The 19,908-nt window shown below is 49.1% G+C and carries 24 protein-coding genes and 1 pseudogene; 18 read left to right on the forward strand and 7 right to left on the reverse strand.

Translation table 11 applies throughout. The features are described from left to right. The 4 genes and pseudogenes from FN001_RS06880 to FN001_RS06895 all read left to right on the forward strand — a co-directional run. Positions 1 to 702, forward strand: a pseudogene (locus FN001_RS06880) (DUF3848 domain-containing protein); the annotation flags it as partial. Positions 703 to 1,061: 359 nt separating this feature from the next. Continuing rightward, a complete protein-coding gene (locus FN001_RS06885; RefSeq protein ID WP_142411290.1) occupies positions 1,062 to 1,406 on the forward strand; it encodes a plasmid mobilization protein in 345 nt (114 codons plus the stop codon). A gap of 164 nt (positions 1,407 to 1,570) precedes the next feature. Further along, the gene (locus FN001_RS06890; protein WP_006573240.1) at positions 1,571 to 1,882 is read left to right on the forward strand and encodes a hypothetical protein; all 312 of its coding nucleotides are present in this window, start codon (positions 1,571 to 1,573) and stop codon (positions 1,880 to 1,882) included. Continuing rightward, complete coding sequence (locus tag FN001_RS06895) at positions 1,879 to 2,178, forward strand: CD1845 family protein (RefSeq protein WP_142411291.1); 300 nt, start codon at positions 1,879 to 1,881, stop codon at positions 2,176 to 2,178. The genes FN001_RS06890 and FN001_RS06895 overlap by 4 nt, the downstream gene beginning before the upstream one ends. 74 nt (positions 2,179 to 2,252) lie before the next feature. Here FN001_RS06895 and FN001_RS06900 read toward each other — a convergent pair whose 3' ends face one another. Then, positions 2,253 to 2,498, reverse strand: a complete 246-nt coding sequence (locus FN001_RS06900; RefSeq protein ID WP_275533054.1) for a helix-turn-helix domain-containing protein — start codon at positions 2,496 to 2,498, stop codon at positions 2,253 to 2,255. 113 nt (positions 2,499 to 2,611) lie between these two features. Between FN001_RS06900 and FN001_RS06905 the strand changes: the two genes are divergently transcribed. The 3 genes from FN001_RS06905 to FN001_RS06915 are packed head-to-tail and all read left to right on the forward strand — an operon-like array spanning position 2,612 to position 4,643. Continuing rightward, complete coding sequence (locus FN001_RS06905; protein WP_142411292.1) at positions 2,612 to 3,049, forward strand: DUF1273 domain-containing protein; 438 nt, start codon at positions 2,612 to 2,614, stop codon at positions 3,047 to 3,049. 33 nt (positions 3,050 to 3,082) lie between these two features. Then, entirely contained in the window at positions 3,083 to 4,495 is a 1,413-nt protein-coding gene (locus FN001_RS06910; RefSeq protein WP_142411293.1) for a relaxase/mobilization nuclease domain-containing protein, read from the forward strand. After that, positions 4,461 to 4,643, forward strand: a complete 183-nt coding sequence (locus tag FN001_RS06915; RefSeq protein ID WP_142411294.1) for a hypothetical protein — start codon at positions 4,461 to 4,463, stop codon at positions 4,641 to 4,643. Before FN001_RS06910 ends, FN001_RS06915 begins: the two co-directional genes overlap by 35 nt. Before the next feature lie 40 nt (positions 4,644 to 4,683). Here the strand turns inward: FN001_RS06915 and FN001_RS06920 are convergent, their stop codons facing one another. From FN001_RS06920 to FN001_RS06930, 3 genes are all read right to left on the reverse strand, one after another. Beyond that, positions 4,684 to 5,040, reverse strand: a complete 357-nt coding sequence (locus tag FN001_RS06920) for a helix-turn-helix transcriptional regulator (RefSeq protein WP_142411295.1) — start codon at positions 5,038 to 5,040, stop codon at positions 4,684 to 4,686. 182 nt (positions 5,041 to 5,222) lie between these two features. Next, positions 5,223 to 6,584, reverse strand: coding sequence for a sensor histidine kinase (locus FN001_RS06925; protein WP_142411296.1), 1,362 nt, complete (start codon positions 6,582 to 6,584; stop codon positions 5,223 to 5,225). A gap of 4 nt (positions 6,585 to 6,588) precedes the next feature. Beyond that, positions 6,589 to 7,290 (reverse strand): response regulator transcription factor, encoded by a 702-nt coding sequence (locus FN001_RS06930; protein ID WP_142411297.1) that lies wholly within the window; start codon positions 7,288 to 7,290, stop codon positions 6,589 to 6,591. Positions 7,291 to 7,446: 156 nt separating this feature from the next. Between FN001_RS06930 and FN001_RS06935 the strand changes: the two genes are divergently transcribed. The 11 genes from FN001_RS06935 to FN001_RS06985 all read left to right on the forward strand — a co-directional run bounded on the left by FN001_RS06935 (position 7,447) and on the right by FN001_RS06985 (position 17,413). After that, positions 7,447 to 8,211: an ABC transporter ATP-binding protein gene (locus tag FN001_RS06935; RefSeq protein ID WP_142411298.1), complete on the forward strand. Its 765-nt coding sequence runs from the start codon at positions 7,447 to 7,449 to the stop codon at positions 8,209 to 8,211. Beyond that, positions 8,208 to 8,933 (forward strand): ABC transporter permease, encoded by a 726-nt coding sequence (locus FN001_RS06940; protein WP_142411299.1) that lies wholly within the window; start codon positions 8,208 to 8,210, stop codon positions 8,931 to 8,933. The genes FN001_RS06935 and FN001_RS06940 overlap by 4 nt, the downstream gene beginning before the upstream one ends. Before the next feature lie 16 nt (positions 8,934 to 8,949). After that, complete coding sequence (locus tag FN001_RS06945; RefSeq protein ID WP_142411300.1) at positions 8,950 to 9,714, forward strand: ABC transporter permease; 765 nt, start codon at positions 8,950 to 8,952, stop codon at positions 9,712 to 9,714. Between the two features lie 4 nt (positions 9,715 to 9,718). Next, the gene (locus FN001_RS06950) at positions 9,719 to 10,015 is read left to right on the forward strand and encodes a hypothetical protein (protein ID WP_142411301.1); all 297 of its coding nucleotides are present in this window, start codon (positions 9,719 to 9,721) and stop codon (positions 10,013 to 10,015) included. A 10-nt stretch (positions 10,016 to 10,025) separates the two neighbouring features. Then, positions 10,026 to 10,517 carry an anti-sigma factor gene (locus FN001_RS06955; RefSeq protein ID WP_142411302.1) on the forward strand — a complete coding sequence of 164 codons (492 nt, stop codon included), beginning with the start codon at positions 10,026 to 10,028 and terminating at the stop codon, positions 10,515 to 10,517. A gap of 13 nt (positions 10,518 to 10,530) precedes the next feature. Further along, positions 10,531 to 10,878, forward strand: a complete 348-nt coding sequence (locus tag FN001_RS06960) for a response regulator (protein WP_142411303.1) — start codon at positions 10,531 to 10,533, stop codon at positions 10,876 to 10,878. A gap of 425 nt (positions 10,879 to 11,303) precedes the next feature. Then, positions 11,304 to 11,729: an RNA polymerase sigma factor gene (locus FN001_RS06965; protein ID WP_142411304.1), complete on the forward strand. Its 426-nt coding sequence runs from the start codon at positions 11,304 to 11,306 to the stop codon at positions 11,727 to 11,729. Between the two features lie 547 nt (positions 11,730 to 12,276). Continuing rightward, a complete protein-coding gene (locus FN001_RS06970; protein WP_142411305.1) occupies positions 12,277 to 12,489 on the forward strand; it encodes a DUF6870 family protein in 213 nt (70 codons plus the stop codon). Between the two features lie 122 nt (positions 12,490 to 12,611). After that, positions 12,612 to 14,240: a recombinase family protein gene (locus tag FN001_RS06975; RefSeq protein WP_142411306.1), complete on the forward strand. Its 1,629-nt coding sequence runs from the start codon at positions 12,612 to 12,614 to the stop codon at positions 14,238 to 14,240. A 3-nt stretch (positions 14,241 to 14,243) separates the two neighbouring features. Beyond that, positions 14,244 to 15,902, forward strand: a complete 1,659-nt coding sequence (locus tag FN001_RS06980; RefSeq protein ID WP_142411307.1) for a recombinase family protein — start codon at positions 14,244 to 14,246, stop codon at positions 15,900 to 15,902. After that, positions 15,899 to 17,413 (forward strand): recombinase family protein, encoded by a 1,515-nt coding sequence (locus FN001_RS06985; protein ID WP_486463508.1) that lies wholly within the window; start codon positions 15,899 to 15,901, stop codon positions 17,411 to 17,413. The genes FN001_RS06980 and FN001_RS06985 overlap by 4 nt, the downstream gene beginning before the upstream one ends. Here the strand turns inward: FN001_RS06985 and FN001_RS06990 are convergent. The 3 genes from FN001_RS06990 to FN001_RS07000 all read right to left on the reverse strand — a co-directional run bounded on the left by FN001_RS06990 (position 17,386) and on the right by FN001_RS07000 (position 19,442). Next, positions 17,386 to 18,321 (reverse strand): tyrosine-type recombinase/integrase, encoded by a 936-nt coding sequence (locus tag FN001_RS06990; RefSeq protein ID WP_142411309.1) that lies wholly within the window; start codon positions 18,319 to 18,321, stop codon positions 17,386 to 17,388. The genes FN001_RS06985 and FN001_RS06990 overlap by 28 nt on opposite strands. Before the next feature lie 144 nt (positions 18,322 to 18,465). Then, positions 18,466 to 19,101, reverse strand: a complete 636-nt coding sequence (locus FN001_RS06995; RefSeq protein WP_142411310.1) for a hypothetical protein — start codon at positions 19,099 to 19,101, stop codon at positions 18,466 to 18,468. A gap of 17 nt (positions 19,102 to 19,118) precedes the next feature. Continuing rightward, the gene (locus FN001_RS07000) at positions 19,119 to 19,442 is read right to left on the reverse strand and encodes an HU family DNA-binding protein (RefSeq protein ID WP_142411311.1); all 324 of its coding nucleotides are present in this window, start codon (positions 19,440 to 19,442) and stop codon (positions 19,119 to 19,121) included. Between the last annotated feature and the right edge of the window lie 466 nt (positions 19,443 to 19,908).

The following is a 19,908-nucleotide window of genomic DNA, read 5'->3' on the forward strand; positions in this document are numbered from 1 at the left end:
ATGAATACCAACGATCTGAATACGGCCCTTTATGAGAAGATGGCCGCCGAGCAGGACAAATACCGGGACTGGCTGAAAAGCCAGCCTCCGGCAGAGGTCCTGAACCACGCCTATGAGTACACTGTCCGGGAGGACATCGTGATGACTATGGAGGAACTGGAGCTGACCGACGCCCAGGCCCAGGCGCTGCTGGATTCGCCCACGCCGCTGGCTGATGTGTACCGTTACTTTGAGAAGCTGGAGACCGGCTACATGGATGTGATCCGGGACAGCATTGAGAACCGGGCCGATGACGCTTGCAAGGCCCAGGCGGAGCTGCGGAAAGCCGCCATTTACCCTCACTCCGCTGCCTATGCGAAAGAGCATGGGGAGCTGGAGCAGTACCGGTCCTCCAATCGGGCCAACCTCCAATGCAAGGAAGCCATTGAAGCGGCGGTGCGGGAACACTTCGACGGGATGTATCTCAGCCACGATGCCGCCAAGGGCGTAATCGAAACCTACGGCATGGACCGGGTTATGCTGGTCCTTGCCAACACCGTCCAGCTCCAGGACTGGGATGGACGCTATTCGCCCCGGAACAAGGAATGGGCCAAGACCATCCCCAACTATAACTCCGATACCGTCCGGTGCGGCTATGCCCTGAACAGTCACCCTGCTGTCTTGAACGGGTTTATTGACCTTGTGCGCGAGGAACATCTGCGCCGCCAGCCCTTGACGGCAGAGGACATCCAGGCCGAGGCGGAACGGATTTTGCGGGAGCTGCGCGCATCGGATGCGCCGAACAGCCCCCACGGGACCCATTACATGGTCCGCATTTCCCCGGAGTTTTTGAACCGTGCCGGGAGCAAAGACCATGACCGGCTGATGAACCTCCTGCCGTTCCGTAGTCTGACCTTTACCGGCATGAAAGGGCTGCCCGGAACCTATGCCACCATCCTGGCCAGCGAGGACCGGACGAAAGAACTGCGCCAGCCCCGGCCTTCTGTCCGGGAGCATTTGAAGCAGGAACCGAAACAGGCTGCCCCGAAAGCTCCAACCCATAAGAAACGGGAGCCGGAACGGTGAGCGCCCCAAAGCGCAAACGGGAGGTCCAGGTGAATTTCCGGGTCTCCCCGGAGGAGCTGGCGCTGATCGAGCAGAAAATGTCCCAACTTGGGACGAAGAACCGGGAAGCCTATCTGCGGAAGATGGCCTTGGACGGCTATGTGGTGCAGCTGGACCTGCCGGAGCTGAAGGAGCTGGTGTCCCTGCTGCGCCGGAGCAGCAACAACTTAAACCAGCTCACCCGCCGGGTGCATGAGACCGGGCGTGTCTATGACGCTGACCTGGAGGATATAGCCCAGCGGCAAGAACAGTTATGGGAGGGCGTGAAGGAAATCCTGACCCAGCTCTCCCATCTTTCGTGACCGGGGTATATATCCCATCTGCGGAGGGAGGAACGGCGTTCTTTTCGCCGCGCCTCCCTCCGCTTTTTCTTTTTGTCTGTATCCTTGCCTTTTGACGGAGCTTGCCGGATAATAAAGGCAGATAGCAAAGTGTTCTCACATCTCACAAAGGAGTTGAGATACCAATGTTGACCTTTGAAAAGGTTTTAGAGATTTTCGAGGACTATCTGGCCCAAGATATGGAGCTGGAAGTTTACAAGAGCAGGTACGGATATGTCTGCGTGTCCTTCAACGGCTCACCCCCGGACCCGCCCTATTGCGAGGGTGATGTGTGCCGGACCCCGGAGGAACTGTTTGACCATCTGCTGGTCGAGTACGAATCCTTTGCCTCCATTCAGCTGACAAAGGGACGCCGAGAAGAAAACGAGGACGACGAGGAACAGGTCCGCCGTCTGTGCCAGAAGTATCTGGATCGTCGAGAGGAGGCTATGAAATGACCGTATTGAAGCTGATTATGAAGATCGTGATTGCGCCGGTGATCCTGCTGCTCACCCTGGCCATCTGGATTTGCGTGGGGCTGGTCTATGTGTCCGGCCTGGTGCTGGGGCTGCTCAGTACGGTGATTGCCCTGCTGGGCGTGGCCGTCCTGATAACATACTCCCCGCAGAACGGCCTTATCCTGCTGGTGATCGCGTTTCTCATAAGCCCCTTTGGGCTGCCGAAGCTGGCCTTTTGGTTGCTGGGCAAAGTGCAGGATTTGAAATATGCAATACAGGATTTGGTTTACGGTTAAAAAGACACCCTCTCCCGTTGGTGGAGAGGGTGTTCGGCTTATGATAAAACCTCCGGCGAAGCTCGTCGGAGGTCTTATGGTTCCAGATTATCTTCTTTGAAAAGTGGCGAAGCAAAAAAGGTGTCTATTCCAATTCCCAGCCCCTGGCACATCTCATGGATGATCCGCAGCTTTACGGAATCGTAAGAACAGTTGATGATATTGCCTATGGTGGACTTGGGAACGCCGCTTTTCATATACAACTGATACTGCGTCATTTTACGCTCCTCCAGCAATTCTGAAAGGCGTCTGCTGACCGCCTGATTTAGCTTCAATCGCACTCACCGTCCCTGTCCCTGTACTAAAGTTATTATATGGGCAGGCGCGTGAAAATTGGTCCCTGTACCTGTACTAATGGCGATATTTGCGCTATGATGGGATCAGGGGTGTTTTTATGACTGTTACCTTTTGCGGTCATGCACAGATTTCGCAGAGCGAGAAAATTGAGCAATGGTTATGCGATGTTACGCAGAAACTGATTGAGCAAGGCGCGACTACCTTTTACCTGGGTGGCTATGGAGCTTTTGACAGCTTGGCAGCGTCTGTTCTGAGATCGCAGAAAAAGCGGTATCCGCAGATTGAGCTGATTCTTATCTTGGCCTATCTTAACACCGGGAGAGACACTTCCGGTTACGATAGCACGGTGTACCCACCGTTGGAGACTGTGCCGCGCCGTTTCGCAATTTCGCATAGAAACCGCTGGATGGTAGAGTCCGCCGATGTGGTAATAGCGTATGTCCTCCATGATTGGGGTGGAGCTGCCACAACGCTGCGGTGCGCCAAACAGAAAAAGAAACAGATTATTTCATACCGTGACGAGATGGGCAGCTGAGGCTGCCCATTTTTTTGAAGGGAGGGAAACTTCATGGCAACCACACGCATCATGCCGCTGCATATCGGCAAGGGCCGGACCGAGAGCCGTGCCATCAGCGCGATTATTGACTATGTGGCAAATCCACAAAAGACAGACCACGGCAGGCTCATCACCGGCTATGAGTGCGACAGCCGCGTGGCCGATGCCGAGTTCATGCTGGCAAAGCGCCAGTACATTGCCGCTACCGGGCGGGTCCGTGGCGCGGACGATGTAATCGCCTACCATGTCCGCCAGTCCTTCTGCCCTGGGGAGATCACCCCGGAGGAAGCCAACCGGCTGGGCGTAGAATTTGCCAAGCGGTTCACCAAGGGCAAACACGCCTTTATCGTCTGTACCCACATTGATAAGGCCCATGTCCATAATCATATCATTTGGAGTTCGGTCAACTTGGACTGTGACCGGAAATTCCGCAACTTTTGGGGCAGCACAAAAGCCGTCCGCCGATTGAGCGACACCATCTGCATTGAGAACGGACTGTCCATTGTCGAGAACCCACAGCCCCACGGCAAAAGTTACGACCAATGGCTGGGCGATCAGGCGAAGCCCTCCCATCGGGAATTGCTCCGTGCTGCCATTGACAACGCCCTGGCGCAAAAACCTGCTGATCTGGACGAGCTGCTGAAGCTGCTCCGGGAATCCGGCTGCGAAGTATCCAAGCGCGGCAAATCCTACCGTTTGAAGTTCCCCGGCTGGGGCAAAGTGTCCCGCCTGGACAGTTTGGGCGACGGCTACACCCTGGAGGACCTGCTGGCTGTCCTCGCCGGTCATAAGCAGCACATCCCACGCAAAAAAATCATCATACAGCCGGAGCCGCCCAAGGTCAATCTGCTGGTGGACATCCAGGCAAAGCTCCAGGCCGGAAAAGGTGCCGGGTATGCTCGGTGGGCCAAGGTTTTTAATCTGAAACAGATGGCGCAGACCGTGAATTATCTCACCGAGCATAACCTGCTGGAGTATGCGGTTCTGGAGGAAAAGGCTGCTGCGGCCACGGCCCACCACAATGAGCTATCTGCAAAAATCAAAGCAGCGGAGAAACGCATGGCGGAGATCGCCGTCCTGCGGACCCATATCATCAACTATGCCAAGACCCGCGACACCTATGTGGCCTACCGGAAGGCCGGTTACTCAAAGAAATTCCGAGAGGAACATGAGGAAGAAATCCTGCTCCATCAGGCGGCCAAAAATGCCTTTGACGATATGGGGGTCAAGAAGCTCCCCAAGGTCAAGGAGCTGCAAGCCGAGTATGCCAAGCTCCTGGAGGAAAAGAAAAAGACCTATGCCGAGTACCGGCGCTCCCGTGAGGAAATGCGGGAGCTGCTGGCGGCAAAGGCCAATGTGGATCGGCTCTTAAAAATGGAGGAGGAACACGATGCCGAAAAAGAAAAAGGCCACGACCAGCGGTGAGCTGGTCATGGTCAAAAGCGTCCGTCGGACGCGCAGCCGCAGAATGAAATTCTGCGTTCATGGGGGCTTGGGGGATACCCTCAACAAGCAGCGCCGGAAGCCAAATGGCTATCCAGGGGCATTGCTTGCCTCTTTCCCGCAGGAATAAAATAAGCCAGTGACGAAACCTTCAAATTTCGCTCACTGGCCTACTTTGTTTCAAGTTTCTTGGAGAGTTCCTTTAGTTCCTCTGCAAATCCACGAGTATGGCGCAACAATGTTTCACGCATCTCTGGCGGACAATTCATATAAAGTAGCTTCATCTCGTTCTGCCCTGCTTCGTCCGGCGAGAGATCCGAGTACATAAGCGAGTCCAGTGAAAGATGAACTACCTTTGCCAATGCTTTCAAAATCAAATAGGAAGGATTTCTCCTGGCTTTCTCAATATCGGCAATCTGTTTGGTAGAAACATGGGATTCATCAGCCAGCTGTTCCTGCGTCAGATTTTTTTCTTTTCGTGCTGCTCGGAGCGCATCGCCCAAGGCAGTCAAATCATCAATCGGCATTATCGTTCACCTCAATAATATTGTATCGTTCCGGTTTGATTTGAGGAATAACCTTATCATTCCGGTTGACCAGCACGATTATACCGATTTTGAGTGCATTTATTAAGAAAACGCCAGGCACAAAGGCGTATTGCCTCTGCATCTGGCGTTTCCTTATAAGTCTGAAAAATTTGCCTGCTTATCTAAATATACGGGAACATTAAAGCAGCTTCACATCCTTTTGGGGGAACATTAGTAAGTTTGAAACTGCCGTTATGAGCTGCGGCGACTTGTTGGACAATCAGTAACCCAAGCCCATGTCTTAAATCAAGCCGTTCATCCGTGCTTTCCATATAATGCGGCTTTTCTTCCAGCTCTTGCAGCTTTTCAGCAGACAGACCCGTTCCGTTATCCGTAACCGCCAAGATAAGCTGATTTTGTGATGCTGAAAGAGAAAGGCGGATTTCACAGCCCTGCGGGTTGTGTTTCATGCTGTTCTGGACAAGGTTGTTCACCGCCCGCGAAATCAATCTGGCATCACATTCGAACACAGCATTTTCGGCGTCTGGAGCAATCTCAATTTCAATGTTGTAGCTATCAGAAATTCCCGTATTCAACAGATCTGCTACATAGGAGCGCAGCAGTTTAGATAGGCGAACCCCCTCTTTATGAAGCGGCTGCATCTCATATTCCAACTGCGATACTAAATTCAAATCCTGTACCAGCTCTTTGATTTTTACACTTTGCTTCCGTACTATTTCTGCCTGTTCCCGGATGCTCTTGCTGGCAGCTTCACTTTCCGCAATACGGCCCGCATACCCCATAATCATGGAGAGCGGTGTGCGAATGTCATGGGAAACGCCGCTGATCCAGTTCGCCCGTGCTTCATTTTGCCTATTCAAAATGGAAGAAGCCTTGTTTACGCTACTTGCAATTTCCGACAGTTCTCCGCTGATATGAAGTGAAACCGGCTTTCCGTCTGCAAGAGTTTCCACAGCGGACACAATCGGTTCGGTATTGTGAATGATTCTGCGTTTGGAAAAGTAATAGGCTAAAAAGAGGCACAGCACATCCAATCCCAGCATCCCCACTACAAAGAGAGGAAGCCGTCGAAGCGCCGCAATGGAATAGTAATTGCTGGTGAGTTTTGTATAGCTGTCTGTGGGATAGCCCAACACCAACAGCCCATCATCGGTGTTCCAAACAAAAACCGGGTAATCCTCAATATATCCTTTTGAAAATAGTGCAACATCTTGAATGGTGTAACTTTCCGGCACATTGTCCGGCAAATCAACCGACCAATAACATTGTCCATCTGCGTCCAGGTAGATTGCCCAAATATGATTCTGCCGGAGTTTTTGCACCGCATCATCCGACAATTGTTCCGGCGTGGCGGCAGCAGCAGTCATTTCCAACATGGATTGCGGGGATGAATCTCCATAATCCTCGGTCACAATCTTTTGAAATGTCAGGCCGAATACCACCGCGTTAAGGAACAGCAATATCAAAATAAAGGTAGCGAACGACACAAGATATTTAGATATATAACTTCCGAATGATCTCATGGCTTCACTTCCTTGCTATCAGCTTATAGCCCAAACCTTTAATGGTTATCAGGGATACGGGTTTTGATGGATCAGTTTCAATCTTTTCTCGGACGCGCCGGACATGAGCATTGAGGCTGTTTTCGTAGCCAAAAGGATTGTCCCCCCAGAGGGCTTCACAAAGCGCATCTACGGTAACAATCTTTCCAGCATTACGGGCAAGAGTTTCAAGTAAGGTGTGTTCTTTGGCTGTCAGTGAAATAATCTCGTTGCCCTTATGGACTTCGGCCCGGCTGAAATCAATCGTACATCCACCCAAAACAAGCAGCGGCGAATCCTCTTTGTAGGTTCGCCGCAGTACCGCATAGATACGCAGTAACAATTCTTGCGGCATAAAGGGCTTAGAAATGTAGTCATCTGCACCAAGTCCCAATCCCGACAATTTGTCTGCTGCCTCGTCCTTTGCTGTTAAGAAAATGATCGGCACATTGGTAAAGGTGCGGAGCTGCTGCATCAGAGAAAAGCCGTCCCCATCTGGCAACATGACATCCAAAACGATTAAATCAGGAGTGTCCTCTTTTGCGGTCAGAATAGCTTCTTTGACCGTCATAGCGGTAAGGACAGTTTCAAATCCCGCATCTTTCAATATATCTGATACCATCTTCAATAGTTCCTGTTCGTCATCCACCAACAGGAGCCTTTTACTATGTAAAAAAGAATTATCCATAGCATCCTCTCCAATCTGATTTTCTTTGTTTCTATTATATCATAGGCTGTCCATTCTGCGATCTTGTCTCTTAAAAAGTAAGGTAAAAGTAAGGACGAGAGAATGTAGATGTCAGGTTGAGGTTGTACCATAAAAACATCGAAAGGAGATGTTTCTATGGACTATATCATCACAACGGAACAGTTGACTAAGAAGTATAAGAACTTCACTTCGGTCAATCATGTTTCGCTTCATATTCGCAAGGGCAGCATTTATGGTTTTCTCGGCCCCAACGGTGCGGGGAAATCTACGACCATGAAAATGCTGCTGGGCCTGACCGCGCCGACAAAGGGCAGCTTTACTATTGATGGAAAGCAGTTCCCGAATGATCGGATTGCCATTCTCAAAGAGATCGGCTCTTTCATCGAAGCGCCGTCTTTCTACGCAAACCTGACCGGGCGGGAAAATCTTGATATTATCCGCCGCATTTTGGGACTGCCGAAAGCCGATGTGGAAGATGCGCTGGAACTGGTGGGGCTGACCGAGTTTGGCGACCGGCTGGCAAAAAAGTATTCGCTGGGAATGAAGCAACGCTTGGGCCTTGCCGGGGCGCTGCTGGGGCGTCCGCCAATCCTCATTCTGGACGAACCCACCAACGGCCTTGACCCGTCCGGTATCCACGAAATTCGCAATCTGGTAAAATCCTTGCCCAGCCTTTACGACTGCACGGTGCTGATCTCGTCCCATATGCTGTCTGAAATCGAATTGATTGCAGATGACATTGGGATTCTCAACCACGGGCGGCTGCTGTTTGAGGGAAGCATGAATGATCTGCGTCAATACGCCCTGCAATCCGGCTTCGCTGCGGACAATCTGGAAGATGTGTTCCTTTCTATGGTTGAGAAAGATAACATGGACAGAAAGCAGAGGGCAAAATTATGAAAACGCTGGCAATCGAACTTCGGAAAGAAAAGCGAACCGGCGTGATTCCCGTGCTGCTGGCCGTTGGTGTCTTGGGAGCCGCCTACGCATTTGTCAATTTCATTGTGCGGAAAGACACACTTCTGAATCTGCCGCTGGCCCCGATGGATGTCTTGTTGACCCAGCTCTACGGCATGATTATGGTGCTGAATCTGTTCGGTATCGTGGTTGCTACCTGCATGATCTACAACATGGAATTTAAGGGAAGCGCCGTTAAGAAGATGTATATGCTTCCCGTGAGTGTCCCGGCCATGTACCTGTGCAAATTTTTGATTCTGACGGTCATGTTTTTGGTTGCAATCGTGCTGCAAAATCTGGCGCTTGCACAAATCGGAATGACGGATTTGCCGGACGGAGCGTTTGAAATGGGAACGCTGGTACGCTTTGCCGGATACTCTTTTCTCACATCCATGCCGGTACTGTCGTTTATGCTGCTGATTTCCTCGCGCTTTGAAAATATGTGGGTGCCGCTTGGAATTGGCGTTGCCGGTTTTCTAAGTGGTATGGCACTTGCAAATTCGGGACTGGCACTTCTGCTGGTGCATCCTTTTGTGATTATTCTGAAACCTGCGGTAGCCATGAGCGCCCAGCCTGATCCGACGGTTGCCCTTGTCGCTTTGGCGGAAACGCTGTTGTTCCTTGCTGTGGGTTTGTGGCTGGCGAAGTACAGACGCTACGAGTAAGGAGGGATAATAAGAAATGAGCTTTTTGGATTTACTCAAAATCGAGTTTATAAAAGTAAAACGCTCAAAAATCGTACCCCTGATTTTCATTGCACCTTTATTGGTGGTAGTTTCCGGGGTTGCGAGTTTGAGCAACTATTTTACACCGGAATACACCAATGCGTGGCCTGCCATGTTCATTCAAAGTGCGCTTGTTTACGCCTACTATCTGCTCCCGTTCAGCATGATTGTAGTCTGTGTGATGATCGCAGGACGAGAAACAGGAAATAACGGTATTCTGAAAATGCTGGCGCTGCCGGTCAGCCGCTGCGCATTATCCATTTCCAAATTCTGTGTGCTTACCTTTTATCTGTTTATGGAAATGGTGGTATTTCTTGTCGTGTTCGTAATCGCCGGGTTGATTGCAACACAGACAATGGGAGTAACAGAAACCTTGCCAATCCTGTATCTTCTGAAATGGTGCTTGGGGCTGTTTCTGACTATGCTGCCGTGCATTGCGGCTATGTGGGCCATCACCGTACTGTTTGAAAAGCCGCTTCTTTCTGTGGGATTGAATTTGCTGCTTGTGATTCCTGGTGTATTGGTTGCGAATACGCCGCTGTGGATCGCCTACCCGTACTGTTACAGCGGTTATCTCGTTTCCTGCTCTCTCCATGACTTTACAGCAGAAACTTCCGACGCCGCTTTTTCGATGTTTCCGTTCCTGCCGTGCGCGATTGTAGTGTTTGGCCTGTTTTTCGCGCTGGCTGTCACCCAATTTGGGAAAAAAGAAATGAGGTAAAACTATGGAAAAGAAAGAACTTCAATCAGTTAGTATCGCTGCGCTCATTGTGAGCATCCTACCGCTGGCGGCTCTTGCCCCATCGCTTCTGCGCCTTTCGCTGTCGGACGGAGTCCGAACCGCTTGGGCCGGAGCCAATATCGTTTTTGTCCTGCTGGGCCTGATTCTTTCGGTAGTATGTGTGCGGAGCAAGGAAAGCCGCAGCGTTATCAATATCGTATCTACGGCAATCAGCGCGTTTTGGGCGCTGCTGATGGTGGGAATTGTTGCGCTTGCCATGTTCCTTACTTTCGTTCAGTGAGGAAACGGTTATGTGCAAAATTGGAAAATTTATCGGGTGCTGTCTGATTGCGGCTTCTTTGCTTGCCTGTACTGCCTGTTCCGGCCTCGATAAGTTAAGTGAAAATCTCAAGGATGGGGCAGAGCAATTAAGCGACGATGTGGTGATCGGGAAAAGCAACGCTCTCATAACCCCTTATCAGTCTTTTGAGGGCAGCCGGACTGCGGACAACGAGGCTTTTCTGGCCACCTATGACGCTTCCGTAACTGGATTTAACGGACAGGATATTTTGGTTGCTGACACCGACCTCAAGGAAAATGAGTGCCGTGAAATTATGATCCAATACCAGTTCAGTTCGCTTAACGGAGACTGTCAGCTCATTTACATTTCCCCGGACTTGGAGGAGCAAGTGCTTTCTGAATCTGCCAGCGGAAGCGTTGCCGTTCAGCTTCAAGCTGGAGCGAACTACATCGGAATCATCGGCACAGACTATTCGGGCGCGATCCAGATTACCGTGGAATAAGCGGTAGAATGATATGAAACGAATATTGGTAGTGGATGACAACACGGAATTTCTTCAAACCCTGTCAACCGTGCTATCTGGCGATTTTGATACGATTAAGGCTACGGGCGTCAAGGAAGCATTGGACATACTTCAAGCAGTCACAGTTGATGCAATCTGTTCCGATTTCAACATGAAAGATGGCACGGGGTTGGATTTGCTTGAAAAAATCCGTCAAAAAGGTCTGAAAACCCCTTTTCTGCTGATGTCTGGTGATGACAGCAGAGCATTAGAGCAAAAAACCAAACTGTACTATGGTGATTTCTGCTGCAAAACAGATTTTGATTTAATCCGTAAAATTAAAGTCTTAGTCAGCAACTAAATAAAGATACCATCTGCCGGACGACGGCAAAAGAAAAAAAGCCGTCGTACAGCAGCCCTTTTGACACGCCCGTATACCCAGCGGCGGCTTTGAAAAATCAAGGCCGCCGCTTTCTTTATGTCTAAAGGAGAGTGATACCAGGACCGGCGGCCCAAGGAGGGAGCCGCCATGAGAGCAGTAATATGTAGTTCATCAAAAAAAGCCTTGCTTGCGCCCCGGCTCTTTCCGCTCCTCCTCCGGCATTATCCTGCCGACTAATCGGCAGACACAGAAGGAATGAACTTAACGCCAGTTTCCCACTTCGGGAGACTGGCGTTTTTGTTTGTCGTTTTTTGTGGAATGGCCCCGAATTGTGCCGGTGCCGTTCTCCGCCCCATTTCGGCTCACTCGCCAACTGGACCCGTGAACCGAAATGGAGGTACATAATGCAAAAAATCAATCTTCGGGAGCTGTATCCCGATATTTATAAAACAGATACTTTTTTGGAAGTGGCCGATGAAGTACAGGCCGTTTTTCTGGCCGACAAACGAGCTGAAGCGCGCTACCTGCGGCAGATGTATAACTATAAAGCGCACTATTCCTTGGACTGCGACAATGGCATTGAGAAGGCTATTGTGCAGCACCCGCCGACCCCGGAAGAAATCCTGGAGGACCAGCAGCTCCGCGATCAGCTTTACTCTGCGGTGATGGAGCTGCCGGACAAGCAGGCCAAGTGGATTTATGCCCGGTTTTACCTGGGCATGACTGTCAAGGAAATTGCCCAGGCGGAAAGTGTTGATCTCAGCTGGGTGTATAAGAGCATAAAGCGCGGTTTGAAGCGCCTGGGAAAAAATTTCAAAAACTTTAATTAACCTGGCCAAAATATCGCCGTTTTCTTCACTACCATTAGAAGGACAACTTTTCACCTTCATTGGTACATTGACAACCGAATAGACGGCATTTCTGGTACATAGCCCATGTACGAGCGAATCAGGCGCGCCGCCAGGAAGGACAAGCCAAGGAGGTGATGAACCGGCTGTCCTGAGCGATCAACGCAAGCCTGAAACCCGGAGGTGGCACTTCGGGTCGCGGTGACTGCATGGGGGCTTAAAGATACTTCCTCACGGCCTCCTAAAGACTTGGGGGGAACCCTGCGGCGCACGAGTAAAACGACGCTGCGGAGTTATGACAGCCGCGCCAGCGGAGACCAGGAATGTCCCTATCGTCAGGGGCGCGTGGCAAATGTGACGAAAGCAACGGATATAATCTGAAAGGCTGCATCCATTTGCTGTTAGCAACAACAAGGCATCATTTGGGTGCAGTCCTTTCTTTTCAAAGTCAGATACCATGAGCTGGCAGCTCTGGTGGCCAGCTCATTCATGTGATTTTGAAACTGACTTCAAAGAAAGGAGAACCCTTATGAGCCAGCTAACACAAACAACAACCGATGAATTGGTTGACATCCGTGAAGTCGCGGTAGATAAAGACCTCCCCAAAGAGGAACGGATCGCGGCCTTTCTTCACCAGATCAAAAACCCCTATCGCTTTCGCTGCGGCGATTTTGTGGTAAACGCTGCATTTTCCAGCAACGGGGTCACATTGGAGGAATGCCTGCAAGGGATTTTAAGGTAATCGACATCCTCGCTCTTTTCCCAAAATCGTGCTACGATGTGCATGGAAAAGGATGAAAACTGAAAGCCTCGAAATCCACTCTTTTCTTGCGGGAGCTTCCGGGAGGAAAGGAGTGCTTTTTCATGCCAAAATATCAGGCAACAGCTTATATTCGTCTGTCTTACACAGATGATCGCTCCAGCGAGAGCGACAGCGTTACCAACCAGCGGAAGCTGATTGAGAACTTCATTGAACGAAACCCGGACATCCAAATCGTATCCGAAAAAATCGACGATGGTTACAGCGGTATTATTTTTGACCGTCCGGCGTTTAAGGAAATGATGCAGGACATCACCGATGGCAAGATCAACTGCGTCATTGTAAAGGACCTCTCCCGCCTGGGACGAGAGTACATCGAAACCGGACGCTATCTGCGCCGGGTATTCCCAACTTATGGGGTCCGCTTTATTGCCATCACGGATAACATCGACACCGCCCATGAAGGCAGCGGTGACGATCTGACCGTATCCGTCAAAAACATTATGAACGAAGCCTACTGCCGGGATATTTCCATCAAGACCCGTACCTCTTTGGATATAAAGCGCCGTAACGGAGATTTTGTTGGAGCCTTTCCCGTTTACGGCTATATGAAGTCTGAGGAAAACAAAAACCTGCTTGTACCTGACCCGTATGCTTCCCGCGTTGTCCAGGACATCTTCCGTATGCGCCTGGATGGGACGAGCGCCCTGCGAATCGCCACCGTGCTGAACGAAATGGGCATCCTCTCCCCCCTGGCTTATAAGAAAAACAATGGTTTTCCTTATGCCAAACACGGCTATGCCGACAAAGAGGATTGCAAGTGGTCTGCTACAACGATTATTCGTATTTTGCAGGATGAAACCTACATCGGCACATTGGTACAGGGCAAGCAAGGCTCCCCGCACTACAAAATCAAGCAGATGGAGCAACGCCCATCCTCTGAATGGATTCGCGTCCCAGACGCCCATGAGCCGCTGATTGCCAAGCAGGATTTTGAACTTGTCCAGCGTATCCGCAGACTGGATACCCGGACTTCTCCCAAGCAGGATACGGTGTATCTGTTTTCCGGTGTCTTAATCTGCGGGTGCTGTGGGAGCCGCATGACGCGAAAAACAAACCGGGTCAAGGGCAAGGAATATCACTATTATTATTGCCCCACCGGGAAAAAGCATGGCTGCACCAACCCGGTAATGCTCAAGGAAAGCGATCTTGTAGAGTGCGTCAAGGACAGTCTGAAAGGCTACATCGACAATGTGAGCTGCCTGCAAGCCATCCTGGATGGCATCGACCAGAGCAGCATCAACCAAGCACTTGCCAATGAATACGCCTCCCACATCGCCGCCAATGAGCAGCAGGTGGAACAGGCGCTTGAATTTAAGGCCCGCCTGTATGAAAGCCTGATTACCGGCACCATCAGCAAAGAGGAATATACCGACTATAAGGCCAGATACACGAGAATTGCGGAAAATGCAAAAGAGAGCATTCGGGTCTTAAAGGAAAAGCTGGCTGATGTTCTGGAGAACCGGAGTGAACGGAACCGCTGGATTTCCCACTTTACACAGTTCTCTACGATGGAGACCCTAGACCGCAAGGCTGTGGTTCACATGATACAGAGTATCAAGGTGATTGGAAAAAAGGAATTGGAGATCACCTTTACATACCAGGACGAATACCAGAAAGCGATCCAGCTGATTCAGCTGGCAGAGCAAACAAGCCAAAGAAAGGTGGGATGATTTGTGGCAAGAAAAAGCAGAAAAGAAACTGTGGTGCTTCCTGCACCGGAGATAGATACTACTTGCCGCGCAGGAGTTTATGTGCGGCTTTCCGTTGAGGATAAGCATACTCACACCGCCTCTATCGAAACCCAGCAGCTGATTATCGCCCGGTATCTGGAGCAGAACCCGGAGATTATTGTGGTACAGACCTACATTGACAATGGCGCAACGGGTACGAACTTCCACCGTTCCGGCTTCCAGCAGATGCTCTCCGATATTGAAGCGGGTCTTATCAACTGCGTCATTGTAAAGGACCTCTCTCGCCTGGGGCGAAATGTCATAGACACCGGCTACTATATCGAGCGTTACTTTCCCATGCAGAAAGTCCGCTTTATTGCCGTGAATGACCGCTACGATTCTTCTTCCCCGGATAATGCCCATGATGGTATCATCATCCCGCTGCGAAACATGATTAACGAAGCCTATGCGATGGATATTGCCAGAAAAATCAAAGCCCAGCAGCGGCAGGCCATGAAAGACGGCAAGTATGTTGGCGGGCGTACACCCTATGGATATTTGAAAGCTCCAGATGACTGCCACCAGCTGATCGTTGACCCGGTGGCTGCTGAGGTAGTCAAAACCATGTTCCAATGGGCCGCCGAGGGCGCAGGATTAAACACTATTGCGGTACGATTGAACGAGGCCGGGTATCTCTCTCCCAGCCACTACAAGAGGACTTTGGGAGAAATCACCCATGAAAATCTGGTAGGCAATGGGCATTGGCAAACCCGCACCGTAGCCAAAATTCTCCGCGCAGAGGTTTATACCGGTGATCTGGTGCAAGGGGTATCTAAAATCATTGACCACAAACAGGTCAGAGCCAGCGCCGATGAATGGACAACAGTACGAGGCACCCATGAAGCTATCATCAGCAGAGAACTGTTTGCCGCTGTTCAGAAAGCATTGGACCAGGCTGCACAGCAGGCAAAAGACAGGGAGATACATTCCTGGTCTCCCAATCTTTTGAGAGGCAAAATCTTCTGCGCCCACTGCGGACGCAGCCTTCACCGACAAAAATGCGTCCGCAGAAAGTCACAAGAGGTATATGTCTACCACTGTATCAGCAACAACCGTATCAAAAAGGGCGTTTGTCCTGGTGCGTTTATCTTTGAAAAAGAGCTGCTGGATGCCTTGGCCGATATGATACAGGAACAGCTTGATACCACGCTGGGGCAATACTCTCTTGGCCTGGAAAACCTCTCCAAAGAAGCCGAGGAGCAGAAAAACATACAGGCTAAAATCGCCAGCCGGAAACAGGAAATCCAGCAGCTGCGTACCTACCAGCGCGGATTGTATGAGGGCCTGATCCAGAACCATCTGTCAAAAGACGAGTATTTTACCTTCAAAGAGAAGTACGAAGCCAAAATCGAGGCAATCAGCGGGGAAATTGAACAGCTGAAAGCAGGGCTTGCAATCATCGCCAAGCAGCTGGAACAGTACAAAATGCTGTCCCAGGATGCACAGCATATCAAGGAAGATCGCCAGCTGACGGCAGCCCTGATTGACCGCCTGATTGACCGTGTAGAGGTCTCAAGAGAAAAGCGGATTACGGTTCGTTTCCGCTTCCAGAGCGAATTTGAACATTGTGAGGAGGTGCTGAGCCAGTGCAGAAATATGTGATTGCCCTTTATATCCGCCTTTCCCTGGAGGATTATAAATACGTCAGTATGAGCATTGAAAACCAGCACCTTGCGCTGAACGAATTTGTTTCGTCCATGCCGGAGTCCGCCAATGCAGAAGTCCTTGAATTTATCGACAACGGGTATAGCGGGACAAACTTTGAGCGGCCCAAAGTCCAGGAGCTGATTGAGATGGTGCGGGCCAATAAGATCGACTGCATCATCGTAAAAGACTTTTCCCGATTTGGACGAAACAGCATTGAGACCGGCTATTTCATTGAGCGTGTGTTCCCGCTGTTTCACACCCGGTTCATTTCCATCAACGATGATTTTGACAGCGATCAGCACAAGGGCGATACCGGCGGTATGGATGTAGCTTTCAAGTATCTGATCAGCGAGTATTACAGCCGTGATATGTCCATCAAGACCAAAAGCGCCAAGTATGCCAAAATGCAGCGCGGCGAATACCAGAGCAAAGTTTGCCCTTATGGGTATCGCAAAAGCGCCGATGGCAGAATGGAACCGAACCCGGAAACCGCTGCGGTGGTACAGCTCATTTTCCAGCTTGCCGCAACCGGCATTGGAGCGGCAGCCGTTACCAGGGAACTGTTTAAGCGAGGTATCCCGACCCCCGGAGAATACAAAGCAGCTCATGGGCAGCAGTACCACGATGTCTCACGCTCCCGTGGCCGCTGGAGTGGCGCTACGGTTCTCCGTATCCTGGAGGACGAACGCTATATCGGCTCCTATGTCATCGGGCGTCGTGCTGTCATTGAAGTGGGCGGCACACGGAGCCGCAGGAAGGATCGGGACAAGTGGTTCATTATTCCCAACCATCATCCGGCAATCGTTGACAAAGAATTGTTTGAAAAGGTGCAGGCTGTGCAGCGCCGGTTTTCCTTGCCGACCAGGAAAACCAAGGAGTACCCACTGAAAGGCAAGGTCTATTGTGGCTGCTGCGATCATGCACTCTCCCGCATCACCCAAAAGAAACCGTTTTATATGTGCCGCCATTCCACAGCCGATTTGAACAGCCGCTGCCGCGATGTCCGGGCAGATGCTGCTGGTCTGGAAGAAGCCGTCCTCCTCACTTTGAAAAAGCAGCTGGAAGTCCTGCTGCCCGTACATGAGGACGGCACTATTCACCTGGAGGCCACCGCTGCCAAATGCTCCGAGTATGAGAAGCAGCTGGAAGCTCTGAAGGACGAGAAGCAAGCTCTCTTTGAACGGTATCTCCTGGGGCAAATCGAGCTGGACACTTATAAATCGGAGAAAGCCGTTTATGACGCAGAAATACTGAAAGTCAAAAACGCCTATGCAGCTGTCACCGCCCAGGCAAAGCTGAAGCGAGAAGAACAGGCCCGTCAAAGCAGCCGACAAAACATTGCTCACTCGATTGCGGAAGCGGATGTGCTAACCTCGGAGCTGACCGATCTGCTGATCGAAAAGGTGTATGTATTCCCCGACAACCGTATTGAGATTGTTTACAAAATCCATGATCTCTTTGAATAATTGAAGATACAAAAACGGAAAACCCAGGCTATCAAATCCATCTTGGTAGCTTGGGTTTTCTGCTTTTCAGAATTATATTTTTTTGTCGTGTGCTTGACATACGGGTGTCGAAAATCATGAGGATGTAAAGTTGGCGCACCAATCATTTTCCCGATTTTCTTACACCATTCATTTAATGTACTATCTTTAATCGGTTTATCATCTGTAACAAATGTTGACACAAACAGCCATCCATGATCATTAATTCCTTTTCCTTTTCGATATTCAATAAGCTTCTTAAGATAATCTCTGGCTTCCTCACTAAAACTTAATTCAACAATTTTCCCTTCTTTTTCGAGTACATTAGAACAAATTCTTTCTTCAAGATCTACTTGTTCCCAACGTAAATTGGCAATAGCATGAACGCGAGCCATAGTAGTTAGCGACATAAAAGCATATGCTTGTAACTGGATATCCCCATATTCTTCCAATTTTTCTCTCATTAACTTAACTTGTTCTTTTGTTAAATATGTCTGTACTGTAATTGGTTGTCCAGCCTTTGGACGATCAATAAATTCAACAGGAGATTCTTGAATTAATCTTTTTTTCCTAAGAAATTTATAAAAGGCAGAAACAGATGCCATAACTCTTTTCTGCCTGTTTACATTATTTCCCTGTTGTTTTCTCCAGTAATAATATTCAGTAATGTCATCTTCTGTTGCTTCGAGTACAGATAGATTAAATTGATTATCGTACATGTATATAAACCACTGTTGTAAATCTGAATTATATTGCTCTACTGTATTTTTAGATAAATCTCTTAACGACATATCAACTTGGTATTTCTGAAACAGTTTTAATGTTTCTGGATTAATATGTTTCAGTTTTTCTTCATCATGCATCAAAATTCTTTTGCTTTTTTCTGCCATTTATTCACTTCCTTCCCATATAAAAAACACGCTCGCTCCGATTCGAACGGAGGTTATAGATTTTGGAGATCCAGGTGCTGAACCAGCTACACTACGAGCGCGATAATAAACACGCACACACATTGCTGCATGTGCGCGAAAATATTAAAATCCAAAATTCTTCAACATTTTTCCAATGTCATCCTGAGATAACCGCTCGGAAGAGTAAAAAGAATAGGTCACAGTGCCATTTTCGGTAGATTTGGATGCCGTAAAACCATGCATGGCGTCATCATCGCAGTCATCAGTATCCTCACAATCGTCCTTACAATCACAGTCTTTGCAGCACTCACACTGACACCAATCGGCTTCCGGCAGATCGTCCTCGTCTTCGTATCCAAAAAGGTGAACTTCCTTATCAGAATTCAGGCAATAGTCGATACAGAACTGGCTTACTTCACCTTCCATAGAAATATAAATTACATCTGCCTGAGTTACATCTCCATACCATTCAACCTCTTTAACAGTAAGATTGCCGTCCTGATCAATCAGAATCATCCACTCTTCATATTCCTCGCAATCTTCCGGTTCGGCAGTTAAATCAATAAACTTAACTGCAGTTTCATCAGACTCCATCATGACATCCATCACATATGTTACAAGTTCCTTGTCGGCCACCAGAGCAATAGATTTTCTTTTTGGCGCATCATACCAAGATTCAAAGAAAATGTCTGCCATGTCGTCCATATTTTCAAGCTCAATAATGTCGAGATCTTCGTAAATATTTTTCTTCTTATTCACAAAATCACCGCCCAACATTAAATATTTTTTGCCGCGCTGCCTACGCGGAAGCTGATTTCTCTATGAGCTGGTTTTACCCATTCCTTACCATTAAGTGCAGTAACTCCATGCTTCTCTGGAACTTCCTTGCCAATAAATTTACCGAGCTTGCCAAAAGTAACAGTATCTGTAATATCAGCACTGATAGAATCCGCAATAACCTCCTCGAAAGCCTGTAAAACGGCTGCTACGAGCTTTTTAGAGACTTTTACCTTCGCCTTTGCTTCCTCTGTTTCTGCCTGCTCTACGAGGATATCAGTTGTAAGACCAGCTACATTTGTTAATACATCGTTTTTATTCATAATTTAAAATCCTTTCATTCCTAAAAAATAATAAAAGAGGGTATATGCCATAGTGGTCATATCCCTCATGCTTGTCATATTTGCATTATTCTGTTATAATATTTTTCGTGGGGTTCTCCCACATTCTCGGCTGCCAGCTTTCCCAAAGATGTCAGATGAATCTAAAGGAAGGACGGTGGTGCTATGTTTGAGTGCGTATACCCATTCGTAGTGCATGTCAGAGCGTACTGGCGTTTTCGTTTCGGAAGATTCGAACATGTCCGCGCGCATTGGCGCAGACTCCCTCTATATAGGTAGTCTATAATCGTTCATCTTGAAGTCAGGATCAAACTCTCATGAAAATCCTGCATTTCTTGTGACTGGCAGCCATCATCTTAATAAGACGGATCTAACTCCATCCAATAATCGTTCTCAGCTCTGAGAACCTGTTTTACAATTTCTTTATTTATTCCTGTGCGATTCACGA

This window comes from Clostridium sp. Marseille-P7770 (assembly GCF_902143525.1).
Classification (GTDB): Bacteria; Bacillota; Clostridia; order Lachnospirales; family Lachnospiraceae; genus Pilosibacter.

Bases quoted from the DNA above. Each gene is read 5' to 3' on its own strand.
- FN001_RS06890 (WP_006573240.1), top strand. From the start codon at position 1,571: ATGTTGACCTTTGAAAAGGTTTTAGAGATTTTCGAGGACTATCTGGCC.
- FN001_RS06895 (WP_142411291.1), top strand. From the start codon at position 1,879: ATGACCGTATTGAAGCTGATTATGAAGATCGTGATTGCGCCGGTGATC.
- FN001_RS06905 (WP_142411292.1), top strand. From the start codon at position 2,612: ATGACTGTTACCTTTTGCGGTCATGCACAGATTTCGCAGAGCGAGAAA.
- FN001_RS06910 (WP_142411293.1), top strand. From the start codon at position 3,083: ATGGCAACCACACGCATCATGCCGCTGCATATCGGCAAGGGCCGGACC.
- FN001_RS06915 (WP_142411294.1), top strand. From the start codon at position 4,461: ATGCCGAAAAAGAAAAAGGCCACGACCAGCGGTGAGCTGGTCATGGTC.
- FN001_RS06920 (WP_142411295.1), bottom strand. From the start codon at position 5,040: ATGCCGATTGATGATTTGACTGCCTTGGGCGATGCGCTCCGAGCAGCA.
- FN001_RS06925 (WP_142411296.1), bottom strand. From the start codon at position 6,584: ATGAGATCATTCGGAAGTTATATATCTAAATATCTTGTGTCGTTCGCT.
- FN001_RS06930 (WP_142411297.1), bottom strand. From the start codon at position 7,290: ATGGATAATTCTTTTTTACATAGTAAAAGGCTCCTGTTGGTGGATGAC.
- FN001_RS06935 (WP_142411298.1), top strand. From the start codon at position 7,447: ATGGACTATATCATCACAACGGAACAGTTGACTAAGAAGTATAAGAAC.
- FN001_RS06940 (WP_142411299.1), top strand. From the start codon at position 8,208: ATGAAAACGCTGGCAATCGAACTTCGGAAAGAAAAGCGAACCGGCGTG.
- FN001_RS06945 (WP_142411300.1), top strand. From the start codon at position 8,950: ATGAGCTTTTTGGATTTACTCAAAATCGAGTTTATAAAAGTAAAACGC.
- FN001_RS06950 (WP_142411301.1), top strand. From the start codon at position 9,719: ATGGAAAAGAAAGAACTTCAATCAGTTAGTATCGCTGCGCTCATTGTG.
- FN001_RS06955 (WP_142411302.1), top strand. From the start codon at position 10,026: ATGTGCAAAATTGGAAAATTTATCGGGTGCTGTCTGATTGCGGCTTCT.
- FN001_RS06960 (WP_142411303.1), top strand. From the start codon at position 10,531: ATGAAACGAATATTGGTAGTGGATGACAACACGGAATTTCTTCAAACC.
- FN001_RS06965 (WP_142411304.1), top strand. From the start codon at position 11,304: ATGCAAAAAATCAATCTTCGGGAGCTGTATCCCGATATTTATAAAACA.
- FN001_RS06970 (WP_142411305.1), top strand. From the start codon at position 12,277: ATGAGCCAGCTAACACAAACAACAACCGATGAATTGGTTGACATCCGT.
- FN001_RS06975 (WP_142411306.1), top strand. From the start codon at position 12,612: ATGCCAAAATATCAGGCAACAGCTTATATTCGTCTGTCTTACACAGAT.
- FN001_RS06990 (WP_142411309.1), bottom strand. From the start codon at position 18,321: ATGGCAGAAAAAAGCAAAAGAATTTTGATGCATGATGAAGAAAAACTG.
- FN001_RS07000 (WP_142411311.1), bottom strand. From the start codon at position 19,442: ATGAATAAAAACGATGTATTAACAAATGTAGCTGGTCTTACAACTGAT.